Below are 17,527 nucleotides of genomic sequence, written 5' to 3'. Positions count from 1 at the left end.
CCTAGATCATCCCTGCGCCGGCGCGCTTGTCGAACTGCCAGTAGGGAATACCCGCCTGTTCCAGAAACCCTCCCAGGGTCTCCAGGGGCAGCCCCACGACATTGCTGTAACTGCCATGGATGGACTCCACCAGCAGCGCGCCCATTCCCTGAATACCGTAGCCACCCGCTTTGTCAGCAGGCTCTCCGGTGTTCCAGTAACCCTCGATCAGGCGACGGTCCAGGGCGCGGAAGCGCACCCTGGTTTCCACAACCTCACTGAATGCCGACTCGCTGCCGGAGAGGCAGATAGCGGTGAGCACCGAGTGCTCGCGGCCGGACATCAGCCGCATCATGCGGGCAAAATCGGTGAAATCGCGGGGTTTTTCGAGAATCTCACCGTCGATCACGCCAAGCGTGTCAGCGCCGAGGGACCAGACGTTGTCCCTGTCCTGCAACGCCAGACCGGCGCGGGACTTTTCCTCGGCCAGTCGCAGCACATACGCGTGCGGCGACTCTTCGGGGTGGCGGCGCTCTTCGACGGATGTCGCCGCAGAGGAAAACTGCACGCCGATCTGCATCAGCAGTTCCGCCCTGCGCGGGGAGGCGGAGGCGAGAATCAAACGCTGTTCTGGAGTGGAGTGTGGCACGGTTCAGTTATCGTTATATCTTTGGTGGTCAGGTGATCGACTGAACGCCTGATTATAGCGCCAGCGCTCGAAAAATAACCGCAATCTGCGCGTGACTTAACACTAATTTGCGTTGCCCGGCCGCGGGATGCCGCCGCCACAAGGAACCTGCCGCCTAGCGAATCTGCAGGCGGGAGGCCATACGGTGCAGCCAGGGCGTCACCAGTGGCCACAGCAGTGCGGTGGTTAACGCCGGCCACAAGAAGGTCAATCCGGGTACCGGCTTGCCCGCCAGGCTGTGTACCCAGTTGCCCAGCAACTGATTGATACCCACCAGCACGAACACCCACATCAGTTGCTGCCCCGGGTTGAATGCCCGGGTGCGTCGGTACGTCAGCAAGCTGAAGTATGCCAGTACCGCCAGCGCCAGTGCGTGAGCACCGAGGGTTGAACCGGTCACCAGGTCCTCCACCAACCCCACCATCCAGGCGAAGCCGACGCCCAGTTCCTGTGGCATACGGGTTGTCCAGAAGATCACCAGCAGCGCGCAGAACGCGGGACGGAACCACAGCCAGTGTGTAGGCAGGGGCATGACCGCCAGCAACAGGGCGATAAATATCGTAAACAGGATAAACCAGCGGTTGTGCGTTTCCATGGCCTCAATCCTGAGCCGCGGGATCGGCACTGCCCTCGAGGCCATTCTCCACCGGCGGCTCCACGTCGATCACCGCCAGCACAAAACGGCTGCGATTCATGCGTCCGCGCGGCTGTACCTCCACATCGGCAAAGGCGCGACCGGGATCGCGGCTGACCGAGGTGACCTCGCCCACCGGATAGCCCGCCGGGAATCGGCCACCGAGGCCGGAGCTCAGCAGCAGGTCACCCTCGCGAATATCACTGGTGTTGGCCAGGTGGCGCAGTTTGAGTCGGTACAGGTCGCCGGTGCCTTCCGCCACCGCGCGCACACTGTTGCGCAGAACCTGTACCGGCAGCGCGTGGTTGGCGTCTGTAATCAGCACTACGCGGCTGGAGATGTCACCCGCTTCGATCACCTGTCCCAGCAGGCCGCTGGCGTCCATGATCGCCGCGCCCTGTTGCACCCCATCGCTACGGCCCTTATCGATAATCAACACGTGTTCGAGCGGATCCGGAGATACCCCGATGACCTGAGCGACCAGCACGCGCTGGTCCACGCTCTCGGCGGAGTTCATCAATTCCTTGAGCTGGGTATTTTCCGCGCGTACCGCAGCGAGCAGCTGGGCCTGTTGCTCCAGCAGCATCACCTGATGCTGCAGTCGGCTGTTTTCTTCCAGCAGCTCTTCGCGGGTGCGCAGCTGCTCGCCGGCCCAACCGCCCACGCGCGAGGGAGTGTCGGTAATCCAGTAGAAAGGTGCGGCGAGGCTGGAGAGGCGCTCGCGCGCGGGGTCCAGCCAATCGGTGTAGAGATTGATCAGGATCAGCGCAGTTGCCACCAGCCCCAGCACGACAATGCGGGATTCTGGCGACGGGCCTCGGGTAAATAGCGGTTTAATGGGCGGCCCCCATTGACCAGTTCGGCAATGATGTTGTTATTGGCTTCGGTGCGCATCCATACGCAGGTGAATCGGCGGTACTCTTTAAATCTGTTTAATCTGCTTAATCTATTCACAGATCGAACAGAACAGTCCCTGAGTACCGCCACTGACTGAGCGGGAATCCGCTCAGTTGGAAACCAGATACAGGCGGCTCTTGTCCATCATATCCAGTGCCTGGCCGCCACCGCGGGCAACACAGGTCAGCGGATCGTCGGCAACGATGACCGGCAGGCCGGACTCTTCCATCAACAGGCGATCCAGGTCACGCAGCAGGGCGCCACCACCGGTGAGTACCATACCGCGCTCGGCGATATCGGAAGCCAGTTCGGGAGGAGACTGCTCCAGCGCACTCTTTACCGCCTGCACGATACCGGTCAGCGGTTCCTGCAGCGCCTCCAGGATCTCGTCGCTGTTCAGGGTAAAGCTGCGCGGCACCCCTTCTGCCAGGTTGCGACCGCGCACGTCGATTTCGCGCACTTCGCTGCCCGCGTAGGCGCAGCCGATCTCTTCCTTGATGCGCTCCGCAGTGGCATCGCCAATCACACTGCCGTAGTTGCGACGCACATAGTTGACGATGGCTTCATCGAAACGGTCGCCACCGATGCGCACGGAATCCGAGTAAACCACGCCGTTCAGGGAGATGATCGCGATCTCGGTGGTACCACCACCGATGTCCACCACCATGGAACCGCTCGCTTCTTCCACCTTCAGGCCGGCACCAATGGCCGCAGCCATGGGTTCCTCGATCAGCCACACCTCACGGGCACCGGCGCCGAGGGCGGATTCACGAATCGCGCGACGCTCCACCTCGGTGGACTGACAGGGCACACATACCAGCACCCGCGGGCTCGGGCGCATCCAGCTGTTCTCGTGCACTTTCTTTATAAAGTGCTGCAGCATTTTCTCGGTTACCTGGAAGTCGGCAATGACGCCGTCTTTCAGCGGGCGGATGGCCGTGATGTTGCCGGGAGTGCGACCCAGCATGCGCTTGGCCTCTACGCCTACCGCTTCCACGATCTTGGTACCGTTGTAATGACGGATGGCGACAACTGAGGGTTCATCGAGGACTACGCCGCGATCGCGCACGTAGATCAGCGTGTTGGCAGTACCCAGGTCGATGGAGAGATCACTGGAGAACATGCCCCGCAAACGTTTAAACATGGAATTCGGTTACCTTAATCTGAAATACAACACCTGAAGGCAGAATCAGGCCAGGTGCCGCAGAGCGCCGATCACAGACCCGATAGCGCCCCCCGGCGGGGAAAGCGTTACAGAGTAGTTAGTCCGCGCAAATAATTCTGTGTTCCGGGCGGCGTTTTCACCCGGTCTTCGTCAAATAAGCCAGTAGCTTGGGCGCCCTGGCCAGAATCGGCAAACTCTAACAACGGCGGGGGTTGAGGGCAAGGCTGAATAATAACCATAAAGAGATTCCCCCACACTTATGGTAAATTTGCGCTCCTTCTGTTCCCGCCGGCCCCCGCAAACCGGGCCTGGCCGCAATTTAGCCAATGAGAAGCTGGAGTCTCTATCCCCATGGCCGTCGACGCGCAAACTGTTGAAAAACTGGCCGAATTGGCCCGAATCGCCATTTCCGAAGAAACCATAGACGAAGTCAGCAACCGCCTGGGCGACGTTCTGCAACTGGTGGACCAGCTGCAGGCCGTCAATACCGACGGCGTAGAGCCCATGGCGCACCCCCTGGACGCAGTGCAGGTGCTGCGCAAGGACGAGGTCACCGAGCCAAACCGCCGCGAAGAGTTCCTCGCCCTGGCCCCCCAGACCGAAGCGGGCCTCTACCTGGTGCCCAAAGTCATCGATTAAACCTGCTCATCGACTGACCAGCCGAGCGCACCTGCTTAACAGACAGAGAATAGACAAGAAACCGGATTTCCCATGCATCAGTTGACCATCGCCGAGATCATCCGCGGCCTGCGGGAGAAGCAGTTCTCCAGTGTCGAGATCACCAGTCACCTGCTGGAACGCATCCAGCAGCTGGATGGCCAGTACAACAGTTTTATCACCGTCACCGGCGAGCAGGCCCTGTGCGAAGCCGCCGCCGCCGACGCCCGCCTGGCAGAAGGCAATGCCCCGGCACTCTGTGGTGTCCCCATCGCACACAAGGACATCTTCTGCACCAACGGCGTACGCACCAGTTGCGGCTCAAAAATGCTCGACAACTTCGTGCCCCCCTACGATGCCACGGTTGTGGATAACTTCCTGCAGGCTGGCGCCGTGAGCCTGGGTAAAACCAATATGGACGAATTCGCCATGGGTTCGTCCAACGAGTCCAGCTTCTACGGCGCGGTGAAAAACCCCTGGGACCTGGAGCGCGTACCGGGCGGTTCCTCCGGCGGCTCCGCCGCAGCAGTGGCGGCGCAACTGGTACCGGGGACTACCGCCAGCGACACCGGTGGCTCCATCCGCCAGCCGGCAGCACTCACCGGTACCACCGGCCTCAAGCCCACCTACGGGCGCGTTTCCCGCTGGGGCATGATTGCGTTCGCTTCCAGCCTCGACCAGGGCGGGCCCATTGCGCGCACCGCCGAAGATGCCGCGCTGATGCTGTCGGTGATGGCGAGCTCAGACAAAAAAGACTCCACCTGCCTGGATCGCCCGCCGCAGGATTACACCGCCAACCTGAACGACAGTATTCAGGGACTGAAAATCGGTGTCCCCAAGGAGTATTTCGGCGAGGGCCTCGACAGCGAAATCGGCGCGCGTATCCAGGAAGCCCTGCAAGCTTATGAGAAACTCGGTGCGGAGCTGGTAGAAATCAGCCTGCCCCACAGCGAGCTTGCGGTGCCCGCCTACTACGTGATCGCCCCGGCAGAGGCTTCTGCCAACCTGTCCCGCTTCGACGGCGTGCGCTACGGCTACCGCTGCGAAAACCCCGCGGACCTGCGCGACCTGTACATGCGCTCCCGCGGCGAAGGCTTCGGTGAGGAAGTGAAACGCCGGATTCTGGTAGGCAGCTACGCCCTCTCCGCTGGCTACTACGACGCTTACTACAACAAGGCACAGCAGGTGCGCCGCCTGATCAAGCAGGACTTTGTCGACGCTTTCCAGAAAGTGGATGTCATCATGGGCCCCACCGCACCGAACCCCGCATTCAAGCTCGGCGAGAAAAACGCCGATCCGGTGGCCATGTACCTGGAAGACATCTACACCATCGCCACCAACCTGGCTGGCCTGCCGGGCATGTCCCTTCCCTGCGGATTTGCCCACAACCTGCCCGTAGGGCTGCAGATCACCGGCAATTATCTGGACGAAGCGCGCATGCTCAATGTGGCGCACCAGTTCCAGCAGGCCAGTGACTGGCACACCAAAGCCGCCCCAGTAGCAGAATAAGGAGACGCGACGTGGAATGGGAAGTCGTCATCGGGTTGGAAGTACACGTTCAACTCTCCACCCAATCAAAAATTTTCTCTGGCGCCAGCACCGCATTTGGTGCCGAGCCGAACACCCAGGCCTGCGCGATTGACCTGGCCATGCCGGGCACTTTACCGGTACCCAATGAAGAGGCCTTCCGCTACGCGGTGATGTTTGGCCTGGCGATGAACGCGGAAATCGGCAAGCGCTCTGTGTTCGAACGTAAGAACTATTTCTATCCCGACCTGCCCAAGGGCTACCAGACTACCCAGCTGGAAAAGCCGATCGTGGGCGCGGGTCAGGTCGAAATTCACCTGGAAGACGGCAGCAGCAAGACCGTGCGCCTGCACCATGCGCACCTGGAAGAGGACGCGGGTAAATCGTTACATGAAGATTTCCACGGTATGTCCGGGATCGACCTCAACCGCGCCGGCACTCCACTGATCGAAATCGTATCCGAGCCGGATATGCGCAGTGCCGCCGAGGCCGTGGCCTACCTGAAGAAAATTCACAGCATTGTGACCTATCTGGGCATTTCCGACGGCGACATGTCCCAGGGTTCCCTGCGCTGTGACGCGAACGTTTCCGTGCGTCTCAAAGGCGAGGAAGAGCTGGGCACCCGTGCGGAAATCAAGAACCTGAACTCTTTCCGTTTTATCGAGAAAGCGATCAAAGTGGAAGCACAGCGCCAGATCGACCTGATCGAGGACGGCGGCAAGGTGGTGCAGGAAACCCGCCTGTACGATTCCGACAAGAACGAAACCCGCTCCATGCGCAGCAAGGAAGTGGCCAACGATTACCGCTACTTCCCCTGCCCGGACCTGTTGCCGGTAGTGCTGACCGACGAATACGTGGAGATTATCCGCGGTGAACTGCCGGAACTGCCGGATGCGAAGTGCGCGCGTTTTGAGAAAGACTATGGTCTTTCCGCTTACGACGCGGATCAGCTGACCCAGGAACGCGCAACTGCGGATTACTTTGAACAGGTTGCAGCCAAGTCCGGTGAACCGAAACTGGCAGCGAACTGGGTAATGGGTGAACTGGCCGCACTGTTGAATCGCGAGGAAAAATCCATCGCCGATTCCCCGGTATCCGCCGAGCACCTCGCCGGGCTGATCGCGCGAATCAAGGACAACACCATTTCTTCAAAAATCGCCAAGCAGGTATTCGAAGCGATGGCCAATGGTGACGGGGATGCGGACGCGGTGATTGAGGCCAAGGGCCTGAAGCAGGTGTCCGACACCGGCGCCATCGAAAAAATGGTGGACGATGTAATCGCCGCAAGTGGCGCCCAGGTGGAAAACTACCGCAACGCCGACCCGGACAAACGCCCGAAAATGATGGGCTACTTTGTTGGCCAGATTATGAAAGCGTCCAAGGGGCAGGCGAACCCGCAGATGATCAACAAAATTCTGAAAGACAAGCTGGACGCGTTGCTGTAACCCGCAGTCCTTCAGGACGTGCCTGCAAGGGACAGGGGTGTTGGCCCAGCCCTTGCAGGCTCCCTGCGTCAATTTCTCCCACGCATCCCCGGCAGGATACCCTTCCGGGAAGCGGACAAGCGCAGGGGAAATCACGCATCATAAGGTAACGTCCAGAAATCAATCGGGAGTGAACAGGCAATGAAAATAATAAACAAACTGCTGTGCGGACTCGTCATTTTCACCGTGGCCTGTATTGCGCAGGCTCAGGGTAACTTCGCCACCACCTCAGAAATCCGCGCCGCCCTGGATAGTGGCACCATCACTTCAGAACTCCTCGTCAGTCGTTATCTCAAACAGATCAACCAGCTCAACGACAAACTGCATGCCGTCACACAGCTAAGCCCCTTGGCTATGGAAGAGGCGCGACGCCTCGACAGATTGAGAAGAGAGGGCCAGATTCTGGGCCCGTTGCACGGTATCCCGGTGCTGGTAAAGGACAATATTGATACGGGCGACGGCCTGGCAAATACCGCTGGCTCGATACTGCTCAGTGACAACATTCCCGCAGACGATGCCTTTCTGGTTCAACAGCTGAAAAAGCGCGGCGCCATCATACTCGGCAAGGCCAATCTCAGTGAATGGGCCAACTTTCGCTCTACCAATTCCTCCAGCGGCTGGAGTGGTACCGGCGGCCAGGCGCGCAACCCTTTCGACCTCTCCCGCAGTCCCTGCGGTTCCAGCGCCGGCTCCGCCATTGCGGTTTCCGCCGGCATGATCCCTCTGGCGGTGGGCACAGAGACCGACGGTTCCATTACCTGCCCCGCTGCGGTCAGTGGCATTGTGGGCATCAAGCCAACACTGGGTCTGATCAGCCGCTCGGGTATCATTCCCATTTCCGCCTACCAGGACACTGCCGGCCCCATGGCCGCCACGGTCACCGGCGCCACCCTGATGCTGGACGCGATGGTTGGGCAGGACTCCGGGGACAGCGACAGCCTGGCACCGAGCGGACAATACGCCGATGCCCTAAATCCGGAGGGATTAAAAGGAAAACGTATCGGTGTCGTGCGCAACCTGATGGGATACAGCCCGCAGACCGACGCTGTCTTTGAGCTGGCACTGACCGTATTGCAGGAACAGGGCGCGACAATCGTCGACAACGCAAACATCGAAACCCTTGAGAAAATCCACGGCCTGGAATTCGAACTGCTGGCGTGGGAGTTCAAGGACGCCCTGAATGAATACCTCGCAAACTCACCTTCCCAGTACAAATCTCTCGAAGCCCTGATCGCCGCGAACCAAAATGCGCGGGAAACGGAAATGCCGTTCTTTGGCCAGGAAATCTTTGAGATGGCGCAGGGCTCCCGGGGGCGTAAAGAAGAGAGCTTTGCACACAAAATCGAAGAGCTCCGCCAGCTCGCCCGCGCACAGGGCATTGATGCCACCATGGCAAAGCACAACGTCGATATACTGATTGCTCCCACGGTCAGCCCGGCGTGGAAAATCGACCATATTAACGGTGACCACTTTACCGGTTCTGCCACCACCCCGGCAGCCGTCGCCGGTTATCCACACATCACCGTACCCATGGGGTTTGTACAACACCTGCCCGTGGGACTTTCGTTTTTTGCCAGCGCCAATCAGGAAGACAGGCTGATCGCCGCCGCTTACAATTACGAGCAGGCCAGCAAGCAACGTCGCGCCCCGCGGTTTCTGAATGGCGACCCCGCCCCTTACATTTCCGGCACCAATTGACAGAAGGAAGTAACAATGAGCCTGAAAAAAGACAAGCAAAAAATCCTCGGCGAAGTATTCGATGATGAGCGCATCGCCGGCTTTCTGGTGGGCGAAGCCCCGGAAGGATTCAATCGGGATTTCTACCTGCTGGAGCGTGCCTACCGCGGCATGAAAGCGGAGAACTTTGAAACTTTCGTGCGCATGTTCAAGGAACAGGGGCTGGATCTGGACAGCCAGAGCCCCGAGGGCCAGACGCTGCTGGCACGTATCAGCGAACACGCTCAGGGTGACGATTACGCAGAAATCCTGCGTGCAGCCGGAGCAAAATAAGTCATGACCTCCAACCCGGCACATGGCGTCAACGCACTGATCCGGGGGGCGCAACTGCTTACCCGTAAAGAGTTGCGCCCGTTTATCATCATTCCCCTGCTCATCAACCTGGTGCTGTTCATCGCGCTGGGTGCAATGATGGTCAGCCAGTTCGACGACCTCGGCCGCTATATCGGCAGCCTGCTGTCCGACACCCCGGTAGACACCTCCAACATGTCCTGGTGGCGAGCAATTCTCGCCAAGGGCGCAGACTGGGCCGCGAGTGTCTTCCAGTGGCTAGCCTGGCTGATTGCCATCGCCGTGGTACTGCTGTTCTTTCTCGTATACGGCTACCTGTTCGGGATCATCACCAACATCATTGCCGCCCCCTTTAACGGCCTGCTGGCAGAAAAAGTCGAAGAGCTCCTCACCGGCCATCCGCCGCCCCCGGAGTCCATCAGCAGCATGATTTTCCGCACCCTCGGTCGCGAACTGCGCAAGCTCATGTACTTTATCGGCTGGGGTATCGTGATTTTTATTATCGCTTTGCTCACCAGCTGGACCGTCTTCATCCCCGCCATTCTCACCGCCCTGTGGGGCGCCTGGTGCATGGCGATTCAGTATGTGGACTATCCGCTGGATAACCACCAGCGCTCCTTCAGCGAGCTGAAAAGCGTACTGATGCGCAAGAAATTCACCACCCTCGGATTTGGCGGTTCGGTGATGCTGGCGAAGATGGTACCGATTCTGAATATCTTCGTGATGCCCGCAGCAGTCGCCGGCGGCACCGCATTGTGGGTGGAAAGAATCTGGACGGAAGGCGATCCGGGAAAAGGCCCAAACGGCAAGGGGTTCCCTGTTGAACAGCCACCGATTACGAAAAGTAAAACGTGGCCAAAGGGCATTGAAGGCCCGAAAGGCAAGAAATAGACAGACATAAAAAACGCGGGCATCGGCCCGCGTTTTTTATGTCTAACGAAGTGCAAAACTGGCTGTGAAGGCCAAGAGCCGGGTGTCGGTTTTCAGAAGCGTCGGCGACAAGGACGTCGCCGACGCAGCGTACAGGGAAGTATTCACAGCGGTTCTGAAAGTCGACACCCGGTGCTTGGCCGCCACGGGAGTCCCTCCGAGACCTCCAGAGTTAACGGCGTGGACGGCCACCGCCACCGCGACGTCCACCACCGCGATTGCCACCGCGATCATTGCGGTCGCCACCACTGCTGCGCTTCACGTGTACCTTGGGCGGCGCAACCAGCAGCTCTTCCGGCGGTACTTCACACTTGAGCTTGCTGCCCAGCAGCGCCTCAATCGGCTCCAGACGCATCGCGTCATCTTCACAGGCAAAGCTGATGGAAGTGCCGCTCTTGCCCGCGCGCCCGGTACGGCCGATGCGGTGAACGTAGTCCTCCGGCTCTTCCGGCAGGGTGTAATTCACCACATGGCTGATACCGTCGATGTGGATACCACGGCCGGCAACATCGGTAGCCACCAGCACCTTGGATTTACCGGTCTTGAAATCTTCCAGCGTGCGCACGCGCTTGTTCTGCGCCACTTCACCGGACAGTAGACCCGCATTGATGCCGTGAGCCAGCAGGTTCTCGTGCAGGCGGCGGCACTGGTCGCGACGGTTGGCAAACACGATCAGGCTTTCCACATCGTCCTGCTGCACGATATTGAACAGCAGCGGATACTTTTCATCTCCGGAAACCAGGTACACGTGCTGGGTAACCGTGTCGGTCGCCACACGCTCGGGCTGGATTTCGACAATTACCGGCTCAGAAGTCCACTGCTCTACCAGATCGTCCACTTCCGGCGTGAAGGTGGCGGAGAAGAACATGGTCTGGCGGTGGGTCTTGCGCGGGGTCTGACGGACAATGCGACGCACATCCGGGATAAAACCCATATCCAGCATACGGTCCGCTTCATCGATCACCAGGATTTCCGTCTGGTCGAGAAAGCAATCCCGTTTGCTGACGAAGTCCAGCAGGCGACCCGGGGTGGCTACCAGAATATCTACCAAACGCTCGTTCAGCGCCTTCTGCTGCTTCTGGTAATCCATGCCGCCCACCAGGGTGTGGATTTCCAGGTCGGTGTACTTGCACAGACCCTTGGCGTCGTCGGCAATCTGCATCACCAGTTCGCGGGTCGGCGCTATGATCAGCGCGCGCGCCTCACCAGCGTAGCGCTGGCCTTCAAAGGGGTTCTTGAGCAGGTCGTCGATCACGGTGATCAGGAAGGCCGCGGTCTTGCCGGTACCGGTCTGGGCCTTGCCCACCAGGTCGTGTCCGTTCAGGGTATGCGGCAGGGATTGCCCCTGGATAGGAGAGGCGTACTGGAAGCCCAGGTCGGCGATGGCGTGCATCAGCGGCAGCGGCAGGTCCAGATCGTGGAAGCGCACCTTGCCCTCTGCTTCCGGCACCGGGAACTCGTCCAGGCTCCAAGGCTTCTGCGGTGGTTGCTTGCGAGCCTTGTCACCGCCCTTGCCACCGCCACCACCGCGACGCCGGTTGCGCTGGCGGCCACCCTCGGACTTGCGCTCCGATTGCGGCGCGGAAGAAGCGCTCTTTTCTGGCTGGGATCCGGAAGCTTTCTGCCCTTCGGGGGCACTCTGGGACTTGTCTGACGACCGACGGAAAAACTTACCTATCAAAGGATTGCTCGCTCAATTGTTCACAGGCCGGCCAGGACCGGTGCCTGCGCGCCGCGGACGCCCCACTGCTGACAGAGGGCCCGCCACAGGCGGCGATGGGTTAAATAATCGGCGAGTATATCATTTATCCCGCGCGCGCGAGTTACTGCCCGGACACACGTCCGGGGGCGCCTCAGGGCACCGGGAAACCGCGGTAACGCGCGATCCAGTAGTCAATACTCACATACCGTCCACCCCCACTAAACAGAAGCGCCAGCAGCATCACAAAATAGGTCGCAGCGAACTCGATACCGTTCTTGAGCACGGTGAAACTGCCCGCCTCGGTCAGCCAGCTGTAGTTACCGTGAGCCTTCAGCAGCGCTACCGCCTTTTCCTTGCGCACCACCGCCTCCTCGATGAGGTCCTCGCGCCACTCCCAGGGCATGGTGAGTGTTTGCTCCGGCAGCGCATGCCAGCCGTATTGCCAGTGAGCGGTCACTGCCGCCACCGCCATGGTGAACATCAGCGGAATTACTGCGATGCGCACCCCCACCCCCAGTACCAGGGCTATGCCCCCGCAAAACTCGGTCAGTGCAGCCAGCCAGGCCATCAGCACCGGCGCAGGCAGGCCCAGGCCCCAGTCCGGATTGCCAAACCAGGCGGCGACATCATCGATTCCGGTGAGCTTGTTCCAGCCCGCCAGGATAAAGATGGGCCCGAGGAACAGGCGCAGCAGCAGCGGCCCCAATCCATCCAGGGGCCGCAGTATGTTCAGGAAACAGGCGTAAATCCGATTGAACCCGTTGCTGGCGCCATCCATAATTCGCTCCCGATTTACCGTGAATGCCATATTGAACTGGTCGGACGGGGCGCAAGATTCTTACACTGCGCCCGCACCTGCCCGGGCTCCGAACAGTTTAGCCATCCTGTACCCACTCCATGCCAAGACTCTACAAACGCGCCACCGCCACCGAGCTGCGCAATCTCGCCAACCTTGGCGGCCCGCTGGTTGTCAGCAACCTGGCGGTCGTCAGCATGGGGGTTACCGATACCATCGTTGCCGGCCAGTCCGGTGAAGTGAATCTCGCCGGACTGGCGCTGGGCTCCAGTATCTGGGCCGTGTGTGCGGTTGTGCTGATGGGCATGCTGGCTGCGGTATCACCGGTGGTCGCCAGCCTGCGCGGTGGACGCGACGAAGAGGGCTGCGCGCGACAGATGAGCCAATCGGTGTGGATCGCGCTGGTGGGCGGCCTGCTGGTGGCGCTGGCGCTGCTGGCTTCGCCCCTGTGGAGCCAGTGGATCCAGACAGAGGAACCGGTGCGCAAGGTCATGGTGCTGTACCTGCTGGCCCTGGCCACCGGCACCCTGCCATTCGCGTTTGGCAGTGCCCTGCGCGGCTACTGCGAGGGCATGGCACAGGTTCGCCCGGTTATGCGTATCTACCTCGCCGCCGCGGCACTGAATATCCCCCTGGATATCCTGTTCGTGTTCGGCTGGGGCCCGATTCCCGCCATGGGCGGCGCCGGCTGTGGCTGGGCCACCAGCCTGGTGTGCTGGAGTATCGCCATTGCCCTGTACTGGCACGCGGGGCAGGATCCCGCGTATCGCGCGCTGCGCCTGAAACTCCTGCCGCCGCGCCCCCACTGGCCCACCCTGAAGCACCTGCTGGCAGTGGGCATGCCGATCTGTATCGGCGCAGCCAGTGAAGTGACATTTTTTGCCAGCCTGACACTGCTGCTCGCATCCTACGGTGCCACCATTGTTGCCGCCCACCAGATCGGTCTCAGTATCGGTTCCACCTTCTACCTGGTGGCGCTGGCACTGGCCCAGGCAGTCAGCATCCGCACCGCGCAGGTGCTGGGACAGGGGCGCCCCAAACGGGCACGCTTTATCAGCATCGTGGGGGTCGGTAGCGGGCTGGTGTATGCGCTGCTGACCGGTGTGGTGCTGATCGGTTTGCGCAATGTGCTGGTGCTCGCTTACACCGGCAATCCCGACATCATTGCCATTGCCAGCAATCTGCTGCTGCTCGCGGCGGCCTTTCAGCTGGTGGATGTTGCCCAGGCCATGGCCTGGGGCGCCCTGCGCGGCTACAAGGACACCCGGGTTCCCATGTACATGCAGCTGTTTTCCTACTGGCTGGTGGGGCTGGCGGCAGCCTACTGGCTCGGCGAACACTACTGGGGCGTTTACGGCTACTGGGTGGGTATCTGTGTCGGCCTTGGCACCGCCGCCGTCCTGCTGCTTGTGCGGTTGCGACATACCAGCGGCAAGGCGCTGATCGCACACTGATCGCCGGATTCGCCAATTACCGCGCAAATTGTCGGGAACCGATTGGCTATACTCGCGCTCTCAGCAAGCTGACACCCGATTCCCCGTTTTCAATTGTCTGTTTTCAACTTTGTATTTCCCTGCGCAGTTTCCGTAATGGAGTTTTTCATGCCCCGCCGCCGTTTGAGCCTTCCCGTCATCATTGCCCTCGTCTGCTACGCCGCCTACCTGCCAGCGGAGGAGTCCGATGAAAATGGCGAACCGGTAGAAACTACCTCTGTCGTGAACACGCAAACGGACGCGGCAGAGCAACAGGACCCGGAATCCCCAGCCGCAGAATCCTCTGCCGGCGAGGCAACGGAACAACCCCCACAGGAGCCTCAGAGCAACGAGCGCGCCGCTACCGGCAGCAATGCCGATGCATCTGACCAGCCCGAAAAGCCGATGCCGAAGGCAAAGAGTATCGAACTCGATAAACCGGTAAGCGAAAAGGAGCTGGTAGCCCCGCCACAGGCGGAAGCTTCCGAGCAGCAGGCAGCCGACGCGGCGGCGGAGCCCGCAGCCCCCGCGCCGCAGGCCGAGCCGGAAGCCCCTGTCGGCAAGCCACTGCAGCTGCTGGGTTCAGAAGTCCCACCGGCCACGTCCACCCGCCTGGCCTGGTCCCCCAGCCAGCACTTTGAAGGCGTCTACAGCGCCACCCCGGTACTGGTGGTCAACGGCGCGGAGACCGGCCCCACCCTGTGTCTGACCGCCGCCCTGCACGGCGACGAGCTGAACGGCATCGAAACCGTGCGCCGGGTGATGTACAACCTGAACCCGCAAACCCTGAAAGGCGCGGTGATCGGTGTGCCCATCGTCAACCTGCAGGGATTCCATCGCGGATCCCGCTACCTGACCGACCGGCGCGACCTCAACCGCCATTTCCCCGGCGACAAAAATGGCTCCTCCGCCTCGCGTATTGCGCGCTCGTTTTTTGACGAGGTGGTGGCGCACTGCAACGCCATTGTTGACCTGCACACCGGATCTTTTTATCGCACCAACCTGCCCCAGCTGCGCGGCGACCTGAAAAACCCCAAGGTGGTGAAACTCACCAAGGGCTTCGGCTCCACCGTGGTGCTGCACAGTGACGGCGCCAAGGGCACCCTGCGCCGCGCCGCCGTGGAGGCAGGCATCCCAACGGTCACCCTGGAAGCCGGCGCCCCCATGGTGCTGGACGAAACCTCGGTGAGCCACAGCGTGAAAGGTATCCGCACCCTGCTCAACCAGCTCGGCATGGTGAACAAATTCCGCCTGTGGGGAGACCCCGAACCGGTCTACTACAACTCCACCTGGCAGCGCGCCACCACCGGCGGGATCATTTTCAGCAAGGTTCAGCTGGGCGAGTTTGTCAGCAAGGGCGACCTGCTGGGCACCGTGACCAACCCGATCACCAATGTGCGCAAGGAGATCCGCTCGCAGCACAACGGTCGCATCCTCGGAATGGCCATGAATCAGGTGGTACAACCGGGCTTTGCTGCCTACCACATTGGTATTCAGGCGCCGGAAGAACAGATCCCGGCACCGGAAGACGTAACAGCCGAAGAAGCGCCCGCCGCCACCGAGCAGAGCACGCAAACGGAGTCCGCCGGGCAACAGGAAGAAACACCGGTGACATCACCGGAGCCGGCTTCAGACACCCCGGACGAAGACGCGCCCACCGTGGATCACGATGAGCAGAGTGAGGAAGATTGAGCGCGTAACCAGACAGACGGGCCAATAACCTTTTTAAGGTTGCGGCCCGCTCACCCGATCAATGATCGGGGTTTTATCCACATGCAGCGGCTCCGGCTGCAGCGTGATATGACTGATGGCAAAGCGCTCGATCAGTGTCTCGCGCAGTATCGCCAGCACTTTCGGCCAGGAGGCCAGATCGTCCACCACGATATGCGCGGACAGGGAAATCATGCTGCTGTCCAGTCGCCAGATATGCAGGTCATGTACCGAGCGCACGCCCTCCACCGCAGCCATGGTTTCCCCCACCAGCGGCAGGCTCAACTCTCTCGGCACCCGCTCCATCAGCACATCCACCGCATCGCGCAGCAACTTCAGGCTGGAAAACAGGATCAGCACGCAGATCAGAACCGACAGCAACGGGTCGATCGGTGTCCAGCCGGTGAAATAAATCACCGCGCCCGCCACCAGTGCCGCCACCGAGCCGAGCAGATCCCCGATCACATGTAGCAGCGCACCGCGAATATTGAGTGTCTGCTCACCCCGGTGCAGCACCCACGCCACCGCAATATTCACCAGCAGTCCGATACTCGCAATCAACATCACCATACCGCCCTGCACCGGCTGTGGCGCGCGCAGGCGATCAAACGCGGCGATGGTGATACCCACCACAATCAACAACATCAGTACGGCATTGACGATGGCCGCCAGCACTTCCGCGCGCCCCCAGCCAAACGACATCTCGCGGCTCGCCGGCTTGCGCGCGAGCATTGCCGCTACCGCGCCAAGTGCCAGGGAAAAGGAATCGGTGATCATGTGCCCGGCGTCGCCGAGCAGTGCGAGGGAGCCGGAAACCCAGCCGCCGATGGCTTCCACCACGGCAAACGCGAGCGTGATGATCAGCCCCCAGACCAGGGGTTTCAGATGGTTGCCGTGACTGTGGTGATGGGCGTGCTCGTGCATAGACTCCTTCCTGCCGGTTGCGTTTTTGCAGGAGCCTGGCTCGCGGCGAGTTGTCCCAGGTGTGGTCTGTTCGCCTGCGCAGGAGGCCCCTACGGGGGAGTGCTTTTGTTGCGACCCAGCGTGATACGTTCCCGCCCGGCATAGTCAAGCCGGGTTTCCACCTCGGCGTAACCCGCTTCGGTAAAAATCCTGCGTACCGCCTTGCCCTGCTCCCAGCCGTGCTCGACCGCAAGCAATGCGCCATCGCTAAGGAAATCCAGCGCGTCCTCACCAATGCGGCGGATATCCGCCAGCCCATGCTCTTCCGCCACCAGCGCCGATAGCGGCTCGAAGCGCACATCGCCTTCGCGCAGGTGCGGGTCCTGGGTATCAATATAGGGCGGATTGCTGACAATCAGATCAAAGCGCTGTTGCGGCACCGCGGCAAACCAGTCGCTCTGCAGTACCGCAACGTTGTCGAAGCCCAGTCGCTGTCGGTTTTCTTCCGCCAGCGCGACCGCCGCCGGCATTCTGTCCACAGCCGTCACCTGCCAGCGGGGGCGCTCACTCGCCAGCGCCAGGGCGATCGCACCGGTGCCGGTACCCAGGTCCAGAACCGAGAGCCGCTCTTGCGGGCACAGCTCTAGCACCGTTTCCACCAGTACTTCGGTATCCGGACGCGGGATCAGGGTGGTGCGGTTGACCTTTAGGGGAAGGGACCAGAATTCCCGGCTACCAGTGAGGTGCGCCACCGGCTCGCCGGCAATACGGCGCTCCAGCAGCCGCTCGAACTGTAACTGCTGCTCATCGTCCAGCGGGTGTTCGGGCCAGGTGTAAAGCCAGGCGCGGGACCTCCCCAGCAGGTGGCAGAGCAGCACCTCCAGGTCCAGCCGCGGGCTGTCACTGTGCTTGAGTTCTACCGCGCGCTGCAGGTTTTCCTTCACCGTGGCCATGG

General features: G+C 60.9%; 16 protein-coding genes. 8 read left to right on the top strand and 8 right to left on the bottom strand.

Annotated elements, in window-relative coordinates; translation table 11 throughout:
* Position 1: 1 nt before the first annotated feature.
* The 4 genes from HUW35_RS11205 to HUW35_RS11190 form a co-directional block, all read right to left on the bottom strand.
* The gene (locus HUW35_RS11205) at positions 2-628 is read right to left on the bottom strand and encodes a nucleoside triphosphate pyrophosphatase (protein ID WP_181252414.1); all 627 of its coding nucleotides are present in this window, start codon (positions 626-628) and stop codon (positions 2-4) included.
* A 154-nt stretch (positions 629-782) separates the two neighbouring features.
* The gene (gene mreD, locus HUW35_RS11200) at positions 783-1,262 is read right to left on the bottom strand and encodes a rod shape-determining protein MreD (RefSeq protein WP_181252413.1); all 480 of its coding nucleotides are present in this window, start codon (positions 1,260-1,262) and stop codon (positions 783-785) included.
* A gap of 4 nt (positions 1,263-1,266) precedes the next feature.
* Positions 1,267-2,139, bottom strand: coding sequence for a rod shape-determining protein MreC (gene mreC / locus HUW35_RS11195; protein WP_181255667.1), 873 nt, complete (start codon positions 2,137-2,139; stop codon positions 1,267-1,269).
* 168 nt (positions 2,140-2,307) lie between these two features.
* Complete coding sequence (locus tag HUW35_RS11190; protein ID WP_043318714.1) at positions 2,308-3,342, bottom strand: rod shape-determining protein; 1,035 nt, start codon at positions 3,340-3,342, stop codon at positions 2,308-2,310.
* Between the two features lie 372 nt (positions 3,343-3,714).
* Here HUW35_RS11190 and gatC point away from each other — a divergent pair, with 372 nt between their 5' ends.
* The 6 genes from gatC (at position 3,715) to cysZ (ending at position 9,950) form a co-directional block, all read left to right on the top strand.
* Positions 3,715-4,002: an Asp-tRNA(Asn)/Glu-tRNA(Gln) amidotransferase subunit GatC gene (gene gatC, locus HUW35_RS11185; RefSeq protein ID WP_181252412.1), complete on the top strand. Its 288-nt coding sequence runs from the start codon at positions 3,715-3,717 to the stop codon at positions 4,000-4,002.
* A 72-nt stretch (positions 4,003-4,074) separates the two neighbouring features.
* Positions 4,075-5,529 (top strand): Asp-tRNA(Asn)/Glu-tRNA(Gln) amidotransferase subunit GatA, encoded by a 1,455-nt coding sequence (gene gatA, locus HUW35_RS11180; RefSeq protein WP_181252411.1) that lies wholly within the window; start codon positions 4,075-4,077, stop codon positions 5,527-5,529.
* An 11-nt stretch (positions 5,530-5,540) separates the two neighbouring features.
* A complete protein-coding gene (gatB, locus tag HUW35_RS11175) occupies positions 5,541-6,992 on the top strand; it encodes an Asp-tRNA(Asn)/Glu-tRNA(Gln) amidotransferase subunit GatB (RefSeq protein WP_255463241.1) in 1,452 nt (483 codons plus the stop codon).
* Positions 6,993-7,172: 180 nt separating this feature from the next.
* A complete protein-coding gene (locus HUW35_RS11170) occupies positions 7,173-8,729 on the top strand; it encodes an amidase (RefSeq protein WP_219932537.1) in 1,557 nt (518 codons plus the stop codon).
* Positions 8,730-8,744: 15 nt separating this feature from the next.
* Positions 8,745-9,041 carry a PA4642 family protein gene (locus HUW35_RS11165; RefSeq protein WP_181252410.1) on the top strand — a complete coding sequence of 99 codons (297 nt, stop codon included), beginning with the start codon at positions 8,745-8,747 and terminating at the stop codon, positions 9,039-9,041.
* 3 nt (positions 9,042-9,044) lie between these two features.
* Positions 9,045-9,950 (top strand): sulfate transporter CysZ, encoded by a 906-nt coding sequence (gene cysZ / locus HUW35_RS11160; RefSeq protein WP_181252409.1) that lies wholly within the window; start codon positions 9,045-9,047, stop codon positions 9,948-9,950.
* Positions 9,951-10,161: 211 nt separating this feature from the next.
* Here cysZ and rhlB read toward each other — a convergent pair whose 3' ends face one another.
* Entirely contained in the window at positions 10,162-11,670 is a 1,509-nt protein-coding gene (gene rhlB, locus HUW35_RS11155; protein WP_181252408.1) for an ATP-dependent RNA helicase RhlB, read from the bottom strand.
* Positions 11,671-11,842: 172 nt separating this feature from the next.
* Positions 11,843-12,469: a DoxX family protein gene (locus HUW35_RS11150; protein WP_181252407.1), complete on the bottom strand. Its 627-nt coding sequence runs from the start codon at positions 12,467-12,469 to the stop codon at positions 11,843-11,845.
* 119 nt (positions 12,470-12,588) lie between these two features.
* Between HUW35_RS11150 and HUW35_RS11145 the strand changes: the two genes are divergently transcribed.
* The gene (locus HUW35_RS11145) at positions 12,589-13,941 is read left to right on the top strand and encodes an MATE family efflux transporter (RefSeq protein WP_181252406.1); all 1,353 of its coding nucleotides are present in this window, start codon (positions 12,589-12,591) and stop codon (positions 13,939-13,941) included.
* 147 nt (positions 13,942-14,088) lie between these two features.
* The gene (locus HUW35_RS11140) at positions 14,089-15,651 is read left to right on the top strand and encodes a succinylglutamate desuccinylase/aspartoacylase family protein (RefSeq protein ID WP_181252405.1); all 1,563 of its coding nucleotides are present in this window, start codon (positions 14,089-14,091) and stop codon (positions 15,649-15,651) included.
* A gap of 33 nt (positions 15,652-15,684) precedes the next feature.
* On the opposite strand, the gene HUW35_RS11135 is transcribed toward HUW35_RS11140, so the two are convergent.
* Positions 15,685-16,593 carry a cation diffusion facilitator family transporter gene (locus HUW35_RS11135; RefSeq protein WP_181252404.1) on the bottom strand — a complete coding sequence of 303 codons (909 nt, stop codon included), beginning with the start codon at positions 16,591-16,593 and terminating at the stop codon, positions 15,685-15,687.
* A gap of 89 nt (positions 16,594-16,682) precedes the next feature.
* Positions 16,683-17,525 carry a peptide chain release factor N(5)-glutamine methyltransferase gene (gene prmC, locus HUW35_RS11130; RefSeq protein WP_181252403.1) on the bottom strand — a complete coding sequence of 281 codons (843 nt, stop codon included), beginning with the start codon at positions 17,523-17,525 and terminating at the stop codon, positions 16,683-16,685.
* Positions 17,526-17,527 lie beyond the last annotated feature (2 nt).

It is taken from the genome of Microbulbifer sp. YPW1, from assembly GCF_013367775.1.
In the GTDB taxonomy this organism is placed as follows: domain Bacteria; phylum Pseudomonadota; class Gammaproteobacteria; order Pseudomonadales; family Cellvibrionaceae; genus Microbulbifer.
Note: the sequence above shows the minus strand (reverse complement) of the source record. Positions and strands in the feature narration are given on the sequence as shown.

Bases quoted from the DNA above. Each gene is read 5' to 3' on its own strand.
- HUW35_RS11150 (WP_181252407.1), bottom strand. From the start codon at position 12,469: ATGGATGGCGCCAGCAACGGGTTCAATCGGATTTACGCCTGTTTCCTG.
- HUW35_RS11135 (WP_181252404.1), bottom strand. From the start codon at position 16,593: ATGCACGAGCACGCCCATCACCACAGTCACGGCAACCATCTGAAACCC.
- HUW35_RS11170 (WP_219932537.1), top strand. From the start codon at position 7,173: ATGAAAATAATAAACAAACTGCTGTGCGGACTCGTCATTTTCACCGTG.
- gatA (WP_181252411.1), top strand. From the start codon at position 4,075: ATGCATCAGTTGACCATCGCCGAGATCATCCGCGGCCTGCGGGAGAAG.
- prmC (WP_181252403.1), bottom strand. From the start codon at position 17,525: ATGGCCACGGTGAAGGAAAACCTGCAGCGCGCGGTAGAACTCAAGCAC.
- HUW35_RS11140 (WP_181252405.1), top strand. From the start codon at position 14,089: ATGCCCCGCCGCCGTTTGAGCCTTCCCGTCATCATTGCCCTCGTCTGC.
- mreD (WP_181252413.1), bottom strand. From the start codon at position 1,262: ATGGAAACGCACAACCGCTGGTTTATCCTGTTTACGATATTTATCGCC.
- HUW35_RS11145 (WP_181252406.1), top strand. From the start codon at position 12,589: ATGCCAAGACTCTACAAACGCGCCACCGCCACCGAGCTGCGCAATCTC.
- HUW35_RS11165 (WP_181252410.1), top strand. From the start codon at position 8,745: ATGAGCCTGAAAAAAGACAAGCAAAAAATCCTCGGCGAAGTATTCGAT.
- HUW35_RS11190 (WP_043318714.1), bottom strand. From the start codon at position 3,342: ATGTTTAAACGTTTGCGGGGCATGTTCTCCAGTGATCTCTCCATCGAC.
- gatC (WP_181252412.1), top strand. From the start codon at position 3,715: ATGGCCGTCGACGCGCAAACTGTTGAAAAACTGGCCGAATTGGCCCGA.
- cysZ (WP_181252409.1), top strand. From the start codon at position 9,045: ATGACCTCCAACCCGGCACATGGCGTCAACGCACTGATCCGGGGGGCG.